The organism is Streptomyces sp. NPDC001700, from assembly GCF_053596435.1.
Genome location: NZ_JBSFGE010000005.1, coordinates 68171 through 85252 on the forward strand (window position 1 = coordinate 68171; position 17082 = coordinate 85252).

Genomic DNA, 17082 nt, shown 5'->3' on the forward strand with positions numbered 1-17082 from the left:
CATGACTGCAAGCCCCGACGTGACCCACGACGCGCCGAAGGCCCAGGAGACCCCGCTTCCCTCCGCCACGCTGGGCGGGGACAGCAAGCGTTCCATCGAACAGATCACCCTGCTGCTGTTCATCACCGTCCCGTTCGTCGCACTGCTCGCGGCGATCCCCCTGGCCTGGGGCTGGGGGGTCAGCTGGCTGGACCTGGCACTGATGGTGGTCATGTACTACATCGGCTGCCACGGCATCACGATCGGCTTCCACCGCTATTTCACCCATGGCTCATTCAAGGCCAAGCGGCCGCTGCGGATCGCGCTCGCGATCGCGGGGTCGCTGGCGGTCGAGGGGCCACTGGTGCGCTGGGTGGCCGATCACCGCAAGCACCACAAGTTCTCCGACGCGGAGGGCGACCCGCATTCGCCGTGGCGGTATGGGGAGACCGTCCCGGCCCTGATGAAGGGGTTGTGGTGGGCACATATCGCATGGATGTTCGATGAAGAGCAGACGTCGCAGGCGAAGTACGCGCCGGATCTGGTCAAGGACGACGCGATCCGCAACATCTCCCGCCAGTTCGTGGTGTGGACGGTCATCTCGCTGCTGCTGCCCGCCGCCATCGGCGGCCTGGTGACCTGGTCCTGGCAGGGCGCGGTGACCGCGTTCTTCTGGGGGTCGCTCGTCCGGGTAGCGCTGCTGCACCACGTGACCTGGTCGATCAACTCGATCTGCCACGCGGTGGGCAAGCGCCCGTTCAAGTCGCGTGACCGCTCCGGGAACGTGTGGTGGCTCGCGGTGCTCTCGTGCGGCGAGTCCTGGCACAACCTGCACCACGCCGACCCGACGTGCGCCCGGCACGGGGTGATGAAGGGCCAGCTGGACTCCAGCGCCCGGATCATCCGCTGGTTCGAGAAGCTGGGCTGGGCGTACGACGTCCGCTGGCCGAACGCGAACCGGATCGACTCCCGGCGTAAAGAGGCCCCTGCCGAAGCGGCATGATAGAGGGTGTGGAGACCGACAGTAATACCAGCGGCAGCAAGGACCGGGCGGCCCGGACCGTCCGGTCCTCCGGATCCGGCACCCGGCGGCCCCGCCGGGTACGGATGACCGGCAAGGAGCGCCGGGAGCAGCTGCTGGACATCGGTCGCGCGCTCTTCGCCGAACGCGGCTTCGAGGGCACCTCGGTGGAGGAGATCGCGGCGAAGGCCGGGGTGTCCAAGCCGGTGGTGTACGAGCACTTCGGCGGCAAGGAAGGGCTGTACGCGGTCGTGGTCGACCGCGAGATGCGCCGGATGCTGGACATGGTGACCACGTCGCTGACCGCGGGCCATCCTCGGGAGCTGTGCGAGCAGGCCACGTTCGCCCTGCTGGACTACATCGAGGAGTACACGGACGGCTTCCGGATCCTCGTCCGTGACTCCCCCGTCGCCCAGTCGACGGGCACCTTCGCCTCGCTGATCAGTGATATCGCCACCCAGGTCGAGGACATCCTGGGCCTGGAGTTCAAGGCCCGCGGCTTCGACGCCAAGCTCGCCCCGCTGTACGCCCAGGCCCTGGTGGGGATGGTGGCGCTGACCGGCCAGTGGTGGCTGGACGTGCGCAAGCCGAAGAAGTCCGAGGTGGCGGCGCATCTGGTGAACCTGGCCTGGCACGGCCTGGACGGCCTGGAGCAGAAGCCGCGGCTGATAGGCCACCGCAAGGCCTAGGGGGTGTCTTCCCGTTACGCCTTCTTGTCGTTACGCCTTCTTGCCGTTACGCCTTCTTGGTGGCCACCGCGAAGATCCGGCGGAACGGGAAGGCCGTGCCGTACGGGGCCGGTGGATAGGCCTCGCGGAGGAGGGCCGCGTATTCGCCGAGGAAGCGGTCGCGGGCGGCCGGGTCGTCGGCGAGGGCGGTGAGGACCGGACGCAGGGCGGTGCCCTTGGTCCAGTCGAGGACCGGGTCGTCTCCGGTGAGGATCTGCAGGTAGGTGGTCTCCCAGGCGTCGACGTCGCAGCCCAGCGCGGTGAGCCGGTCCAGGTAGTCGAGCGGGTCCAGGGCCGAGGCCGGGCTGCGCAGGGCGCCGGCGAGGCGGTCGCGCCAGCGCGGCGCCTCGCACAGGTCGCGCAGCAGGGTGTGACTGGGGGCGCCGAAGTTGCCGGGCAGCTGGAAGGCGAGGGTGCCGCCGGGGCGCAGGGCCGCGAGCCAGCCGGGGAAGGCGTCGGCGTGACCGGGCATCCACTGGAGCGCGGCGTTGGAGACGATGAGGTCGTACGGCTCGTCCGGCTCCCAGCGCAGCGCGTCGACGGTACGGAAGTCGAGGCGGCCGCCGCCGGTGGTCGGGCCCGCGAGGGGCTGGGCCTCGGCGAGCATGTCGGCGGAGCTGTCCAGGCCGGTGACATGGGCATCCGGCCAGCGGTCGAAGAGCAGGACGGTGACATTGCCGGGGCCGCAGCCGAGGTCGGCGATGCGGGGCGGGCGGCCGGACTCCACGGGGAGCGCGGGGATCTGGGCGAGCAGATCGCGGAACGGGCGGGCGCGGTGGCCGGAGTGGCGGAGGTACTGGGCCGGGTCCCAGTGGGGTGACGTACGCATGGTGAAGTCCCTTGAGCGGGTACGGTCGGTACGAGCAGGCCTTACCGTCCTCCAGGACGTCTCTTGATGTCAAGAGACTTCATGTCGACAGACCTACTACACTGATCGTCATGGACGACGAGGTCGATCGACTGGTGGCGGCATGGCGTCGGGAACGCCCCGACCTCGATGTCGAACCGCTCGAAGTGCTCAGCCGGGTCAGTCGGCTCGCACGCCATCTCGACCGGGCGCGGCGCATCGCCTTCAGCGAGCACCAGCTGGAGTCCTGGGAGTTCGACGTGCTGACCTCGCTGCGGCGGGCCGGGACCCCGTACCAGCTCTCCCCCGGACAGCTGCTGACCCAGACGCTGGTCACCTCGGGCACCATGACCAACCGCATCGACCGGCTGGCGAAGAAGGGCCTGGTCGAGCGGTTGCCCGACCCCAGCGACCGGCGCGGAGTGCTCGTCCGGCTCACCGCGGAGGGGCGCGACCGCGCCGACCAGGCACTGGCCGGGCTGCTGGACCACGAACGCGCCATCCTCGCCGAGCTGTCCCAGGCCCAGCGCGCGGAACTGGCGGCGCTGCTACGCCAGCTGACCGCCCCGTTCGACAATTTCCCCGGCTAGGTCGACCGGGCCGACGCCCGCCCGCCTCGCCAGCGCCACGGCGGCCAGCGTGGAGTGCACGCCCAGCTTGCCCAGCACGTTCTGCATATGGGTGCGGACCGTGTGCGGGGACAGGAACAGCCGCTCGGCCACCGCCTTGCGGCCGAGCCCGGCCACCATGCAGCGCAGCACTTCCCGCTCACGCGGCGTCAGCGATTCGACCAGCCGCTCGCTCTCGGTGCGGTGCTTACGGGCCGCCGTCAGCTCCCGCAGTACGCCGGTGAGCAGCGCGGGCGGCAGATGCGTCTCGTCGCGCAGCACCCCCCGGATCACGGCGAGCAGCCGGACCAGCGAACAGTCCTTGGCCACCCAGCCGGACGCCCCGGCCTGCAGGGCCGCCGCCGCCCTTCGCGGATCGTCGCGCTCGGCCAGCACCACGGTGCGCACCCCCGGCTGGGCGGTGCGCACGCCGCCGACCAGCGCTATGCCGTCGGGCGACCGCCCGTTGACGCGCCCCGGCGGGCCCGAGCCCAGGCCGTTGCCGTGTGCCGCCTCGGCGGGCACGGACTGCGGTGCGTGCAGCGGCTCCCCGTTCAGGGAGCCCAGATCGGCGTCGATCAGCAGGACGTCGAAACGCCGCCCCTCGGCCACTCCGCGCTCCAGACAGCGCAGCGCAGCCGGGCCGCTTCCGGCCGCCGCCACGTCCACGTCCTGTTCCGCCGCGAGGGCGGCGGCCAGTGACTCGGCGAAAATGCGATGGTCGTCGACCACCAGAACCCGAATACGTGCCACGGAACCCCCCACGTCGCCGGATACACCCGGATACCCCGAGAACCAGTACGGGTACGGCGCCCGGGAAAGGGGTCACCGCAACCGCACGGCCGCCGCCGTGCTGAGATCGCTACCCCACCCCGGGCGTCGTACCTGACTGTCTCGCCCCCTGATACACGTCGGCCCCCACCGACGCTGCACTCAGCGTAAGGCCGGGGTACGACATCCGGAGCGGATGAGCGAAACTGCCCGGCCTCGCCTGATTACGGTGGTCTTTGTGTTCGGTCTTGGGGAGTAAGGAGACCGAGAACGGCGTAAATTGATCGCTCAACGGCCGAAGGGGATGAGGCGGCCGAAGAGCCTTCTCCGCCAGAGAGCCCTAGACCCGCCGGGCGCCCGCGCTCGGCACCGCCGGGAAGATCCGCGGGGCCCCGTAACCGGCCGCGGCGAAGGCCTCGGTGACGGCCTTGGCCACCGCGTCCGCGTCCGCCACCTCGACCAGCACGATCGCCGAGCCGCCGAAGCCGCCGCCGGTCATACGCGCGCCGAGCGCGCCCGCCGCGTTGGCCGACTCCACCACGAGGTCCAGCTCGGCGCAGGAGATCTCGAAGTCATCGCGGCACGAGGCGTGTCCTGCGGTCAGGACCGGGCCGATGGCCCGGGTGTCGCCCGCGTCCAGCAGCTCGATCACCTCCCGCACCCGCTGGTTCTCGGTCACCACATGGCGCACCCGGCGGCGCACGGTGTCGTCCACGCCGAGCCCTTCGAGGGTGGTGAGCGTCGCGTCCAGGGTCGCGAACTCCACCTCGCGCAGCGCGTCCACACCGAGCGCCCGCGCGCCCGACTCGCACGCGGCGCGCCGGTTGGCGTACGCGCCGTCGCCCAGCTCGTGCTTCACCCGGGTGTCCACGACCAGCAGCCGCAGCCCCTCCGCCGCGAGGTCGAAGGGCACCTGCCGCTGGGTGAGATCGCGCGCGTCGAGGAAGAGTGCGTGGCCCTCGGTGCAGCAGGCGGAGGCCATCTGGTCCATGATCCCGCAGGGCACGCCGACGAAGTCGTTCTCCGCGCGCTGGCACAGCCGGGCGATGCGCTGCGGGGCGAGCCCCAGCCCGTACAGCTCGCTCAGCGCGGTGGCGGTCACCACCTCCAGCGCGGCGGACGAGGACAGCCCGGCGCCGGTGGGCACCGTGGACGCGTAGTGCAGGTCGGCGCCGCCCGCCGCGGCACCGGTCAGCAGCCCCTCCTCGCGCAGCGCCCACACCACACCCGCCGGGTAGGCCGCCCAGCCGCCTCGGTCGCCGCCCGCCGCGACCGGGGCCAGCTCCGCGACGCGCAGCTCGACGATCCCGCCCGGGACGTCCCCGGAGTGGACGCGCAGCACGCCGTCGGTGCGCGGCGAGGCGGCCGCGAGGCACGTATGCGGCAGGGCGAGCGGCATCACGAAGCCGTCGTTGTAGTCGGTGTGCTCACCGATCAGGTTGACCCTGCCCGGTGCCGCCCACACGCCCTCCGGATCGGTCCCGTAGACCTCCCGGAACCCCGCCGCTACGTCGCTCACTCGCTGACCCCTGTCCTTGTCTGTCCGTCGTCACTCAACTGCTCAGTGCGTGCGCTGCGCGAACTCCCACGCGTCCGCGACGATGCCCTTCAGATCGGCGCGGCTGGGCCGCCAGCCGAGGCGCTCCTTGGCGCGCTCCGCCGAGGCCACCAGCACGGCCGGGTCGCCGCCCCGGCGGTCGGCGACGACCTCGGGGATCGGGTGGCCGGTGACCTGCCGGACGGTCTCGATGACCTGGCGGACGGAGAAGCCGTTGCCGTTGCCGAGGTTGCAGATCAGGTGCTCACCGGCGGCCGCGCCGCTCAGCGCCAGCAGATGGGCGTCGGCCAGGTCGGCGACGTGGATGTAGTCGCGGACGCAGGTGCCGTCGGGGGTCGGGTAGTCGTCGCCGAAGACGGAGATCGCCTCGCGGCGGCCCTGTGCGACCTGGAGCACCAGCGGGATCAGGTGCGACTCGGGTTCATGGCGCTCGCCGTACGTCCCGTAGGCGCCCGCGACGTTGAAGTACCGCAGGGAGACCGCGGCCAGGCCGTGCGCGGCGCACTCCCCGCTGATCATGTGGTCGACGGCGAGCTTGGTGGCGCCGTACGGGTTGGTCGGCGCGGTCGCGGCGTCCTCGGTGATCGGGACCTCGTCCGGTTCGCCGTAGGTGGCGGCGGTGGAGGAGAAGACGAGGGTGCGCACTCCGGCGTCCCGCATCGCGGCGAGCAGCGCGGTGGTCCCGCCGACGTTGTTGATCCAGTACTTCTCCGGGTCGACGACGGACTCGCCGACCTGCGAGGACGCCGCGAAGTGCAGCACGCCGTCGTACGAGGCGTCGAGCCACTTGGCCGCGTCCTGGATGCGGCCCTCGATGAACTCCGCGCCCTCGGGCACGCCCTCGCGGTGCCCGGTGGACAGGTCGTCCAGCACGGTCACCTGGTGCCCGGCCTCCAGCAGATGCGCGGCGACCACGCTGCCGACATAACCGGCACCGCCTGTGACCAGGTACTTCTTCTGCTGCGCATTGCTCACTTGCTCGCTACCTCTCGCAGTCGCTCGGCCGCGGCCTCCGGCGGCACATCGTTGATGAACACATTCATGCCGGATTCGGAACCCGCGAGAAACTTCAGCTTGCCGGAAGTGCGGCGGATGGTGAAAAGCTCGAGGTGGAGCGCGAAATCGTCGCGGTCGTCCGCCGTGAACGGCGCCTGGTGCCAGGCGGCGATGTACGGCGTCGTCTGCTCGTCCTCCCCTTCGTGCCCACCACCCCGCCCGGCGAATATCCGGTCGAAGCGCTTCAAGAGTTCCAGATACATCTGTGGAAACTCTGTGCGTGCGGCATCGTCCAGCGCGGTCAGGTCCGGGACCCGGCGCTTCGGGTAGAGGTGCACCTCGTACGGCCAGTGGGCGGCGTACGGGACGAAGGCGATCCAGTGCTCGCCGTCGAGGACGACGCGGCGTCCGTCGGACCGCTCATCGGCGACCACATCATCGAACAGATTCCGACCGGTCCGCTCACGGTGCTCGGCGAGCGAGCGGAGCATGAGCCGGGTCCGCGGGGTCGGGAAGGGATATCCGTAGATCTGGCCGTGCGGATGGCCGAGGGTGACGCCGATCTCCCGGCCCCGGTTCTCGAAGCAGAAGACCTGCTCGACGGAGGGGAGCTGGGCCAGCTCGGCGGTCCGGTCGGTCCAGGCGTCGAGCACCAGGGCGGCCTGTTCGGGGCTGAGGTCGGCGAAGGAGGCGTCGTGGTCGGAGGTGAAGCACACGACCTCGCACCGGCCCGCGTCCCCGGCGAGCGAGGGGAAGCGGTTCTCGAAGACGGCGACGTCGTAGTCGGAGGCGGGGATCTCGCTGTGCCGCCCGTCGCGCGAGGGGCACAGCGGACATTCGTCGGCGGGCGGGTGGTACGTACGCCCCTGGCGGTGGGAGGCGACGGCCACGTCGTCGCCGAGGAGGCGGTCGTGGCGGATCTCGGAGCGCGTCGATATGGGGTCGAGCGGCCGCTGATCCACGGCGTCGCGCACCGCGTCGTCGCGCGCGTCGTAGTAGATCAGCTCGCGTCCGTCCGCGAGCCGCGTCGCCGTCTTCTTCACGTCCGCCAGCTCCTGTCCACTCCACCCAACACAACTAAACATAATGAACCACAAGCCAACAGCGGCGTCAATGCACGAGGAAAGCACCCGGATAAAGCAGGATAATTCGCATGCGTTCTCTGGCAGCGGATCTCCGGCTCCCCACCAATGCCCTCGACTACTCGATCCTGATCCTGTACTTCGTCGTCGTCCTCGGCGTCGGATTCGCCGCCAGACGAAGCGTGAAGACCAGCCTGGACTTCTTTCTCTCCGGCCGGTCACTGCCCGCGTGGGTCACCGGACTGGCGTTCGTCGCCGCCAATCTGGGCGCCCTGGAGATCCTGGGAATGGCGGCCAACGGCGCCCAGTACGGCGTCTACACCGTGCACTGGTACTGGGTGGGCGCCATTCCGGCGATGGTCTTCCTGGGCCTGGTGATGATGCCGTTCTACTACGGCTCCAAGGTCAGATCGGTGCCCGAATTCCTGCTGCACCGCTACGGGCCGTCCTCGCATCTGCTCAGCTCGATCATCTTCTCCGTGGCGTCCGTGCTGATCGCGGGCGTCAACCTCTACGCGATGGCCATCGTGGTGGAGGCGCTGCTCGGCTGGCCGCAGTGGGTCGCCATCGTCGTCGCCGGGCTGTTCGTGCTCGCGTACATCACCCTCGGCGGGCTCTCCTCGGCGATCTACAACGAGGTGCTGCAGTTCTTCGTCATCCTCGCCGCGCTCATCCCGCTCACCGTCGTCGGCCTCAAGCGGGTCGGCGGCTTCGGCGGCCTCAAGGACTCGCTCGACGCGTCCCACGGCGCCAACTTCACCTCCGCGTGGGGCGGCACCGGCATCGGCTCGGACAACCCGCTGGGCGCCAACTGGCTGACCATCGTGCTCGGCCTCGGCTTCTGCCTGAGCTTCGGCTACTGGACGACCAACTTCGCCGAGGTGCAGCGCGCGCTGTCCGCCAAGAACCTCTCCGCCGCCCAGCGCACCCCGCTGATCGCCGCCTTCCCCAAGATGTTCATCCCGCTGATCGTGGTGGTCCCGGGGCTGATCGCGCTGGTCGTCGAGCCGGGGATCGGCTCCACGAAGAGCGGGCTGCAGTACAACGACGCGATCCCGCTGCTGATGAGCGATCTGCTCCCCAACGGGGTGCTGGGCCTCGCGGTGACCGGGCTGCTCGCCGCCTTCATGGCGGGCATGGCGGCCAACGTCTCGTCCTTCAACACGGTCTTCACCAACGACATCTGGCGGGCGTACATCAGGAAGGGCCGCGCGGACGAGTACTACCTGCTGACGGGGCGGGTGGTGACCGCGATCGGCGTGCTGGCCGGGATGGGGACGGCGTTCATCGCGTCCTCGTTCAGCAACATCATGAACTACCTGCAGACCCTGTTCTCGTTCTTCAACGTGCCGCTGTTCTGCGTCTTCATCATCGGGATGTTCTGGCGGCGGGCCACCGCCCCGGCCGGGTTCTGGGGGCTGCTCGCCGGCACCGTCGCGGCGATGATCAACTACTTCTGGCTCTACAAGGACGGCGTCATCTCCATCCCCAGCGACCAGGGCGCCAACTTCGTCTCCGCCATCGTGGCGTTCGTGGTCGGCGGGGTGGTGATGGTCGCGGTCACGCCCTTCACCAAGCCCAAGCCGGAGCAGGCGCTGGCCGGTCTTGTCTACGGCACCACCGCCCCGGGCCTCGCCGAACCCGCGGCGCCCGGCGACGAGGCCTGGTACCGCAGCCCGGCGCTGCTCGGCTGGGGCGCGATCGTCCTCGCGGCGCTGTGCTACATCCCGTTCTCCCTCTGACCGTCCGTGTGCCCCTGTGCCCCTCCTGCGGTAAGGAACCCGCGCCATGAGTGACGAGTACGAGTACCAGCACGAGGTCGAGGAGCTGGAGGGGAGGTCGGCGACCGCGGCCCGGCTCTTCGACGTACGGCGCATCATCGGCGTCCTGTTCGTGATCTACGGGATCGCCGTCACGATCGCCGGAATCACCGTCTCCGACGCGGACCTGAAGAAGGCCGAGAACATCAACATCAACCTGTGGACGGGCGCCAGCATGTTCGTCCTCGGCCTGCTCTTCCTGCTCTGGATGAAGCTCAGACCGCTCCCGGTGCCGCACCCCGCCCCCGCCGCCCCTGAGCAGGGCCCCGCCCGGCCCGGGGACGACAGCGCTTAGGGGCGCGTCTAGGAGGGAGCCAGCGGCGCCGCGCCGCGGTGAGTCGCCGCCCGGTCCAGCAGGCCGGTGCGCGCCGCGAGCGCCGCCGCCTCCAGCCGGGACCCCACCCCGAGCTTCATCAGCACCCGCTGCACATGGGTGCGCGCCGTGCTGGGCGCGATCCCCATGCCCGCGGCGATCAGCCGGGTGTCCTCCCCCTCCGCGACCCGCATCAGCACTTCCACCTCGCGCGGGGTCAGCATGCGCAGCAGCCGGGCTCCTTCGTCGTCCGGCTGGGCCGCGGGGTTGAGCAGCTCCGCGAACGCGCCCTGCAGCAACTGCGGGGCCACCGCCGCCTCGCCCGCGCGCGCCTTCAGCATGGCGCGCTCGACGCCCTCGATCCGCTCGTCGTGCCGGACATAGCCGGAGGCGCCCGCGGCGAAGGCGGCGGCGATGCCACGCGGGTTCGGCACCGGGCCGAGCACCACCACCGCGACCTGCGGCCGCTCCTTCTTGATCCGCACGACCGGTTCGAACACGCCCGGATCGGCGGGTGTCGCCGTTCCCAGCAGACACACCTCCGGTGCCCGGCTCACCACCAGCTCCGCCGCTCCCGCGCTCGGCGCGGCCGCGGCGAGCACCCGGTGCCCACGCAGCTTCAACGCCGAGGCGAGGGCCTCCGCGAGCAGGCGGTGGTCATCGACCACCATGAGTCGCACGCCCATGAGTTTCCCCCCTTTGCCCCGGGAAGCTACACGCTTGTTCGACGTTGCGCGCCCCTTACCCGGAAGAAGCCCCCCGGAATGCCGAAATCCCGCTCATCTGCGCCTACTTGACACCTCATTCACGTCCGAAACAGATCGCCTCGGCCTGCCGAGGGGGCGGATTCGATCATGGAGGCGGAATCAATCATGGCGAAGAACGGCGGCGGCCCCGCCCGTACGGTGCGTACGGGCGGGGCCGCCGAGGTGTGTGCCGGGCGCTGTCAGCTGCCGCCGCTGCCGAAGATGAGGGCCAGCGGGTCCTCCTCGTCGTACGAGCCCGAGGGCTTGTCGGCGTAGACGGTGCTCATGTACAGCCGCTGCTGGGAGTAGATGATCTCCGAATAGGTGGGGCTGAACTTCATCTCCATCGCCCCGCTGGAGGTCGGGTTCTGCAGCAGCTTCGCCTTCTCGTACGACTTGGGGTCGACGCGCCAGACGGCGCCGCCCTGGTCGAACGTGCTCTCCTGGTAGGCGAGCACGAAGCCGTCCTCGTCGAGCCCGAGCGGGGTCATCGCGGCGCCCTTGGCACCGTCCGCCTTGCCGACCGGCTTGCCGGTGGCCAGGCTGAACGCCACGATCTCGTTGGCGGTGGTGCCGCTGTCGTAGCTGTTGCGGTCCTCCGACCCCAGGAAGAGGGCGTCGGCCGACTTGCTGACGGCGACCTGCTTGCAGTCCTCGACACTGGTCGAGCCGCACCTGGCCTGATACTTGCCGTTCTCAGTGCTGATCTTGCCACGCACCGTACCGGCCTTGGCGCTGTCGTCGACGGACAAGAAGTCGGAGACCCCGGAGCTGGACGAGTCGCCCGCGTCGAGCCCGATCACCAGCGGATCGACGGACACGATGTACACGAACTTGAGGCCCCGCGTCACCTTGTACTCGGACTTCACCGCACCCGTCTTCGGGTTCAGCGTCTGGACCAGGATCTGCGGATTGTCGAACCGACCGCACTGGCGCGCCGCGACCAGCTTGGTGTCACTGCCGGCATAGCCGCGGTCCTTGCAGTCACCGGTGGACTGCGGCTTCCACAGCTGCTTGCCCGAGAGCGACCAGGCCGCGCCGCCACCGGAACCGCCCGCGGCGATCGTGCCACCGCCGATGGTCACCTGGTCGAAGGAGGCCTTCTGGTCACCCTCTTCGACGTCCCGGTGCCACCGCATCTTGCCGTTCTTCAGGTCCAGCAGCGCGACCTGGCTGCAGCTCGGGTACTCATCCTCCTTGGAGGGCTTGGCCTCCTGGTAGAGGACCGCGGTCAGACCGTCCTCGGTGACATGCTTCGAGGACCAGCAGACCGCGCCGGCCAGCGGGATCGACCACTTCGGGCTGCCGCCGTTCAGCGGATAGCCGTCGATCTTGTTGGCACCGGCCTTCACGAAGGTGTCGTCGGTGGTCCACATGCCCTGGACCACGACCTGGCTCTTGACCTTCGGCATCGGGAGCTTGTTGATCAGCTGGGCGTTGACCGTCTTCGGGGCGGGCTTGTTCTCGGTGTCGCCGGTGCCGCCGCTGCTGCTGCCCTGGGTGGTCTGCTTGCCCTTGTCCTTGGCCTGCTCGTCGGACTTGTCGTCACCGCTGGTCGCGAACCATATGCCGCCGCCGATGATCAGGGCGACCGCGACCACCGCGCTGACGATGACCGCCATCCGCTGCTTGGACCGGCCGCTGCCGCCGGGGCCGCCCTGGCCCGGGCCGCCGGGGTACTGCGGCTGGGGCGGGTAGCCGTACTGCTGCTGGCCGTACTGCTGCTGGCCGAATTGCTGCTGTCCGTGCTGCTGCTGGTACGGGCTCGGGGTGCTCACCTGGGTGGGCACCGCGTGCACCGGCTGCCCCGGGTAGCCGTAACCGCCCGCGCCCTGCGGGGGCGTCTGCGGCGGCTGCGGCGGCGGGCCGGGGGGCGGCGGGGGCGGGACGGGCGGCTGCTGCGGATAGCCGTAACTCGGCTCCTGCGGCGCGCCGAAGCCGCCCTGCGGCGGCTGATTCGGCGGCGGAGGCGGCTGTGACATGCGTATTCCTCTGTACGCGAGCCCATGAACCGACTCGGCCTCCCCCGCTATCCCGGAGGCGTGGGTACCAAAGGCCGCCGGGATGGAGTGAATCGGACATGCGACCCGCCGGTGAGCAGCAGGGCAAGGCGGGAGTTCTTTGTATCACCCGGTCATGACAAGCCACGGACCGGCCGCCAACTCATTGAGCAGCTGAGACCGGCCCGTGACGCGACTGTTGCTCATGCGTCGTCGGCGAGTTCCAGCCAGCGCGTCTCCAGGTCGTCCCGCTCCCCCGTCAGCTCCCGCAGCTTGGCGTCCAGCTCGGCGACCCGGGCGAAGTCCGTGGCGTCCTCGGCGATCTGGGCGTGCAGCGTGGACTCCTGCTCGCTGATGCGGTCCAGCCGCCGCTCGATCTTCTGGAGTTCCTTCTTCGCGGCACGCTGCTCGGCCGCCGAACGCTGCGGCGCCTGCCCGTCGGACGGCGTCTCCGCGGCCTTCTGCTTGCCGGAACCGGAACCGGAGCCGGACGCGGACGGCGTCGCGGCCAGCGCGCGCCGCCGCCGCTCCAGGTACTCGTCCACCCCGCGCGGCAGCATCCGCAGCGTGGCGTCGCCCAGCAGGGCGAGCACCCGGTCGGTGGTGCGCTCCAGGAAGTACCGGTCGTGGCTGATGACCACGAGCGAGCCCGGCCAGCTGTCGAGTACGTCCTCCAGCTGGGTCAGGGTCTCGATGTCCAGGTCGTTCGTCGGCTCGTCCAGGAACAGCACATTGGGCTCGTCCATCAGCAGCCGCAGGATCTGCAGCCGCCGCCGCTCACCGCCGGACAGGTCGCCGACCGGCGTCCACTGCTTCTCCTTCGTGAAGCCGAACTTCTCGCACAGCTGGGAGGCGGTCATCTCCTTGCCCTTGCCCAGCTCGACGCGCTGCTTCACCTGCTCGACGGCCTCCAGGACGCGCAGGCCCTTGTCGAGTTCGGCGACCTCCTGCGAGAGGTACGCGAGCTTCACGGTCTTGCCGACGGTGATCCGGCCGCTTGCGGGCTGCTGTTCGCCCTCGCTGCGCGCGGCCTCGGCGAGGGCGCGCAGCAGCGACGTCTTGCCCGCACCGTTCACGCCCACCAGGCCGATCCGGTCGCCGGGCCCCAGCTGCCAGGTCAGATGCTTGAGCAGCATCTTCGGCCCGGCGGTGACGGTCACGTCCTCCAGCTCGAAGACGGTCTTGCCGAGGCGGGAGTTGGCGAACTTCATCAGCTCGGCGGTGTCGCGGGGCGGCGGGACGTCCTCGATCAGCGCGTTCGCCGCCTCGATGCGGAAGCGCGGCTTGCTGGTGCGGGCCGGGGCGCCGCGGCGCAGCCAGGCCAGCTCCTTGCGCATCAGGTTCTGCCGCTTGGCCTCCTCGGTGGCGGCGATGCGCTCGCGCTCGGCCCGGGCGAAGACGTAGTCGCTGTAGCCGCCCTCGTACTCGTGCACCGCGCCGCGCTGTACGTCCCACATGCGGGTGCAGACCTGGTCCAGGAACCAGCGGTCGTGGGTGACCACCACCAGCGCGGAGCGGCGGGCCCGCAGATGACCGGCCAGCCAGGAGATGCCCTCGACGTCGAGGTGGTTGGTCGGCTCGTCGAGGACGATCAGGTCCTGTTCGGCGATCAGCAGCTTGGCGAGCGCGATACGGCGGCGCTCGCCGCCGGACAGCGGGCCGATGACGGTGTCCAGGCCCTGCGGGAAGGCGGGCAGGTCGAGCCCGCCGAACAGCCCGGTGAGGATGTCCCGGATCTTGGCGTCGCCCGCCCACTCGTGGTCGGCGAGGTCGCCGATCACCTCGTGCCGGACGGTGGCGGCGGGGTCGAGCGAGTCGTGCTGGGTGAGCACGCCCGCCCGCAGGTCCCCGGAGTGGGTGACGCGGCCGTTGTCGGCCGGTTCGAGCTTGGCGAGGATCCGGATGAGCGTGGTCTTCCCGTCCCCATTACGGCCGACGACGCCGATCCGGTCCCCCTCGTTGACCCCGAGGGACACCCCGTCCAGCAGTGCACGGGTGCCGTACACCTTGCCGACGGCTTCGACGTTGACCAAGTTGGTGACCATCACACTCCAGATACGCGGATCGACCGACGTCCCAGGGTAGTCGCGTCCGCGCACAGCTACGGCGGGCGGGCTCTCCGCTACCCCCTTACGGCGTGATGACCGCCGCCCCGGCCGCCGGACCGGACGCCGTCCGTACGGTGCGGCAGGTGCCGGAGACCGTGAGCGCGGTGGCCACGGTCTGGGCGGCCTCCGCGTCCTTCGCCAGGAACGCGCAGGTCGGGCCCGATCCGGAGACCAGCGACGCGAGCGCGCCGGCGTCCGCGCCCGCGCGCAGGGTCTCGGCGAGCGCCGGGCGCAGGGAGAGCGCGGCGGGCTGCAGATCGTTGGTCACGGCGGCGGCCAGCGCGGCGGGGTCCCCTGTGCGCAGCGCCGTGAGCAGCGCCTCCGACGGCTCGGGGTCGGGGATGTCCTCGACGGTCGCGCCCGCCCCGGTCTCCTCCCGGAGCCGGTCGCACTCCCGGTAGACGGCCGGGGTGGGCAGCCCGCCGTCCGCGACCGCGAACACCCAGTGGAACGTGCCGCCCGTCTCCAGCGGCGTTAGCAGCTCCCCCCGCCCCCGGCCGAGGGCCGCGCCGCCGACCAGGCTGAACGGGACGTCACTGCCCAGGTCGGCGCAGAGCGCGAGGAGTTCGGCGCGGCTCGTCTCCGTCCCCCACAGCGCGTCGCACGCCAGCAGCGCCCCGGCGGCGTCCGCACTGCCGCCCGCCATGCCGCCCGCGACGGGGATGTCCTTGGCGATGTGCAGATGGACATCCGGCGCGATGCCGTGGCGCGCGGCGAGCGCGATCGCGGCGCGGGCGGCGAGGTTGGTGTGGTCGGCGGGGACGTGGTGGGCGTCCGCGCCCTCGACGGTGATGCGGAGGGTGTCGGCCGGGGTGGCCGTGACCTCGTCGTGGAGCCCTACGGCGAGGAAGACGTTGGCCAGGTCGTGAAAGCCGTCGGGGCGCAGGCCGCCGACCGCGAGCTGAACGTTGACCTTCGCGGGGACGCGGGCGGTCACGGATCGGGTCACGGGGCTCCTCGGTGAGTTCGGATGTCCGGCACCGCCCATTGTCCCGCCCCCGGCAACCGACTCCCCCCGGGGCCCGGGCACCTTGCGGCGGACCGCCCCCACCAGGGCTCCGCCCCTCGGCCCGGCGACGCCTGCGGCGAGCGATCCCCCACCCCGCCCCTTCCCGAAACCGGGGGCAACCCCCGGACCCCCGCCTCGGAGCTACGCCCCGCACCCGACGGGGGCCCAGGCGCGAAGCCCCCGAAACGAAACCGGGGACATGCCCCAGGCCCCCGCCTCATGGCTACGCTCCGCACCCGACGGGGGGTGTGGGGCGGAGCCCCCAAAACCCAGCCCCTCCGGCGCTTGAGGAGCGGGGCCCGGGGCGGGCTCCGCAGCGGCGGCCTGGGGCGCAGCCCCGCAGTGGGGGGCCGGGGGCTTGCCCCCGGTTTCGGGAAGGGGCGGGGTGGGGGACAAGTCCGGCCCTGCACCCGGCGGGGGTGTGGGGCGGAGCCGCCGAGACGGGGTCCGGGGCGGTCGCCCCCAAAACCCAGCCCCTCCGGCGCTTGAGGAGCGGGGCCCGGGGCGGAGCCCCGGGTTCGGGAAGGGGCGGGGTGGGGAACAAGCCCGCCGCAGCCGACCAGGGGCGGGGTGGGGGCTTGGCCGCCTCGGGGGCGGGCGTGGGTCAGGGGGCGCGTTCGGCGATTTTGGCGAAGTCTTCTACCGTCAGGGACTCGCCCCGGGCCTGGGGAGAGATGCCTGCCGCCGTGAGGGCGGCCTCGGCGGCGGGGGCCGAGCCCGCCCAGCCGGACAGGGCCGCGCGCAAGGTCTTGCGCCGCTGGGCGAAGGCCGCGTCGACGACGGCGAAGACCTCGTCGCGGGAGGCGGTCGTCGCGAGGGGTGCGTCGCGGCGGACCAGGGAGACGAGGCCGGAGTCGACGTTCGGGGCGGGCCAGAAGACGCTGCGCCCGATGGCACCCGCGCGCTTGACGTGGGCGTACCACGCGGCCTTCACCGACGGCACGCCGTACACCTTGGACCCGGGCGGGGCGGCCAGGCGGTCGGCGACCTCCGACTGCACCATCACCAGCGTGCGCTCGATGGTGGGGAAGCGGGCGAGCATGTTGAGCAGGACGGGGACGGCCACGTTGTACGGGAGGTTCGCGACCAGGGCGGTCGGCGCGGGCCCCGGCAGCTCGGTGACCTGCATCGCGTCGGAGTGGACGAGCGCGAAGCGGTCGGCGCGGCCGGGCAGCCGGGCGGCCACGGTGGCCGGGAGGGCGGCGGCCAGCACCTCGTCGATCTCGACCGCGACGACCCGGTCGGCGGCCTCCAGCAGGGCCAGGGTCAGGGAGCCAAGACCGGGGCCGACCTCGACGACGACGTCGTCGGGCCGCACCTCGGCGGTGCGCACGATGCGCCGCACCGTGTTGGCGTCGATGACGAAGTTCTGGCCGCGCTGCTTGGTGGGGCGTACGCCGAGCCGGGCCGCGAGGTCGCGGATGTCGGCGGGGCCCAGCAGGGCGTCGATGGGGTCGGTTGAGCTCACCGGGGAAGTTTACGGGGCGGCAGCGGGA

At 71.1% G+C, this 17082-nt stretch carries 15 protein-coding genes; 5 read left to right on the forward strand and 10 right to left on the reverse strand.

Translation table 11 applies throughout. From position 1 onward, the window contains the following. Position 1: 1 nt before the first annotated feature. Complete coding sequence (locus ACWC5C_RS11405) at positions 2 to 982, forward strand: acyl-CoA desaturase (RefSeq protein WP_450875214.1); 981 nt, start codon at positions 2 to 4, stop codon at positions 980 to 982. Then, on the forward strand, positions 979 to 1689 hold the full coding sequence (locus ACWC5C_RS11410) for a TetR family transcriptional regulator (RefSeq protein WP_450875215.1): 711 nt from the start codon (positions 979 to 981) through the stop codon (positions 1687 to 1689). Before ACWC5C_RS11405 ends, ACWC5C_RS11410 begins: the two co-directional genes overlap by 4 nt. A gap of 46 nt (positions 1690 to 1735) precedes the next feature. On the opposite strand, the gene ACWC5C_RS11415 is transcribed toward ACWC5C_RS11410, so the two are convergent. Beyond that, positions 1736 to 2557 (reverse strand): trans-aconitate 2-methyltransferase, encoded by an 822-nt coding sequence (locus ACWC5C_RS11415; protein WP_450875216.1) that lies wholly within the window; start codon positions 2555 to 2557, stop codon positions 1736 to 1738. A 110-nt stretch (positions 2558 to 2667) separates the two neighbouring features. Between ACWC5C_RS11415 and ACWC5C_RS11420 the strand changes: the two genes are divergently transcribed. Then, positions 2668 to 3165, forward strand: coding sequence for a MarR family winged helix-turn-helix transcriptional regulator (locus tag ACWC5C_RS11420; protein WP_009715516.1), 498 nt, complete (start codon positions 2668 to 2670; stop codon positions 3163 to 3165). Here ACWC5C_RS11420 and ACWC5C_RS11425 read toward each other — a convergent pair. The 4 genes from ACWC5C_RS11425 to galT form a co-directional block, all read right to left on the reverse strand. After that, positions 3124 to 3936, reverse strand: coding sequence for a LuxR C-terminal-related transcriptional regulator (locus ACWC5C_RS11425; RefSeq protein ID WP_385448813.1), 813 nt, complete (start codon positions 3934 to 3936; stop codon positions 3124 to 3126). The genes ACWC5C_RS11420 and ACWC5C_RS11425 overlap by 42 nt on opposite strands. Before the next feature lie 358 nt (positions 3937 to 4294). Further along, positions 4295 to 5473: a galactokinase gene (galK, locus tag ACWC5C_RS11430; RefSeq protein ID WP_450875217.1), complete on the reverse strand. Its 1179-nt coding sequence runs from the start codon at positions 5471 to 5473 to the stop codon at positions 4295 to 4297. Between the two features lie 42 nt (positions 5474 to 5515). After that, the gene (gene galE / locus ACWC5C_RS11435; RefSeq protein ID WP_450875218.1) at positions 5516 to 6487 is read right to left on the reverse strand and encodes a UDP-glucose 4-epimerase GalE; all 972 of its coding nucleotides are present in this window, start codon (positions 6485 to 6487) and stop codon (positions 5516 to 5518) included. Beyond that, positions 6484 to 7551 carry a galactose-1-phosphate uridylyltransferase gene (galT, locus tag ACWC5C_RS11440; RefSeq protein ID WP_450875219.1) on the reverse strand — a complete coding sequence of 356 codons (1068 nt, stop codon included), beginning with the start codon at positions 7549 to 7551 and terminating at the stop codon, positions 6484 to 6486. The genes galE and galT overlap by 4 nt, the downstream gene beginning before the upstream one ends. Before the next feature lie 110 nt (positions 7552 to 7661). Here galT and ACWC5C_RS11445 point away from each other — a divergent pair, with 110 nt between their 5' ends. Together ACWC5C_RS11445 and ACWC5C_RS11450 are read left to right on the forward strand one after the other, a co-directional pair. Then, positions 7662 to 9332 carry a sodium:solute symporter family protein gene (locus ACWC5C_RS11445; RefSeq protein WP_450875220.1) on the forward strand — a complete coding sequence of 557 codons (1671 nt, stop codon included), beginning with the start codon at positions 7662 to 7664 and terminating at the stop codon, positions 9330 to 9332. A 46-nt stretch (positions 9333 to 9378) separates the two neighbouring features. After that, positions 9379 to 9705, forward strand: a complete 327-nt coding sequence (locus tag ACWC5C_RS11450) for a hypothetical protein (protein ID WP_450875221.1) — start codon at positions 9379 to 9381, stop codon at positions 9703 to 9705. Between the two features lie 8 nt (positions 9706 to 9713). On the opposite strand, the gene ACWC5C_RS11455 is transcribed toward ACWC5C_RS11450, so the two are convergent. From ACWC5C_RS11455 to rsmA, 5 genes are all read right to left on the reverse strand, one after another. Continuing rightward, the gene (locus ACWC5C_RS11455; RefSeq protein ID WP_385448801.1) at positions 9714 to 10409 is read right to left on the reverse strand and encodes a response regulator transcription factor; all 696 of its coding nucleotides are present in this window, start codon (positions 10407 to 10409) and stop codon (positions 9714 to 9716) included. A gap of 260 nt (positions 10410 to 10669) precedes the next feature. Further along, positions 10670 to 12451, reverse strand: a complete 1782-nt coding sequence (locus ACWC5C_RS11460) for a hypothetical protein (protein ID WP_450875222.1) — start codon at positions 12449 to 12451, stop codon at positions 10670 to 10672. 221 nt (positions 12452 to 12672) lie between these two features. Next, positions 12673 to 14514: an ABC-F family ATP-binding cassette domain-containing protein gene (locus ACWC5C_RS11465; RefSeq protein ID WP_450875223.1), complete on the reverse strand. Its 1842-nt coding sequence runs from the start codon at positions 14512 to 14514 to the stop codon at positions 12673 to 12675. An 85-nt stretch (positions 14515 to 14599) separates the two neighbouring features. Continuing rightward, positions 14600 to 15526: a 4-(cytidine 5'-diphospho)-2-C-methyl-D-erythritol kinase gene (locus ACWC5C_RS11470; RefSeq protein WP_450875224.1), complete on the reverse strand. Its 927-nt coding sequence runs from the start codon at positions 15524 to 15526 to the stop codon at positions 14600 to 14602. Between the two features lie 664 nt (positions 15527 to 16190). Beyond that, a complete protein-coding gene (gene rsmA, locus ACWC5C_RS11475) occupies positions 16191 to 17054 on the reverse strand; it encodes a 16S rRNA (adenine(1518)-N(6)/adenine(1519)-N(6))-dimethyltransferase RsmA (RefSeq protein WP_450875225.1) in 864 nt (287 codons plus the stop codon). Positions 17055 to 17082 lie beyond the last annotated feature (28 nt).

Bases quoted from the DNA above. Each gene is read 5' to 3' on its own strand.
- ACWC5C_RS11405 (WP_450875214.1), top strand. From the start codon at position 2: ATGACTGCAAGCCCCGACGTGACCCACGACGCGCCGAAGGCCCAGGAG.
- ACWC5C_RS11410 (WP_450875215.1), top strand. From the start codon at position 979: ATGATAGAGGGTGTGGAGACCGACAGTAATACCAGCGGCAGCAAGGAC.
- ACWC5C_RS11415 (WP_450875216.1), bottom strand. From the start codon at position 2,557: ATGCGTACGTCACCCCACTGGGACCCGGCCCAGTACCTCCGCCACTCC.
- ACWC5C_RS11420 (WP_009715516.1), top strand. From the start codon at position 2,668: ATGGACGACGAGGTCGATCGACTGGTGGCGGCATGGCGTCGGGAACGC.
- ACWC5C_RS11445 (WP_450875220.1), top strand. From the start codon at position 7,662: ATGCGTTCTCTGGCAGCGGATCTCCGGCTCCCCACCAATGCCCTCGAC.
- ACWC5C_RS11450 (WP_450875221.1), top strand. From the start codon at position 9,379: ATGAGTGACGAGTACGAGTACCAGCACGAGGTCGAGGAGCTGGAGGGG.
- ACWC5C_RS11455 (WP_385448801.1), bottom strand. From the start codon at position 10,409: ATGGGCGTGCGACTCATGGTGGTCGATGACCACCGCCTGCTCGCGGAG.
- ACWC5C_RS11460 (WP_450875222.1), bottom strand. From the start codon at position 12,451: ATGTCACAGCCGCCTCCGCCGCCGAATCAGCCGCCGCAGGGCGGCTTC.
- ACWC5C_RS11465 (WP_450875223.1), bottom strand. From the start codon at position 14,514: ATGGTCACCAACTTGGTCAACGTCGAAGCCGTCGGCAAGGTGTACGGC.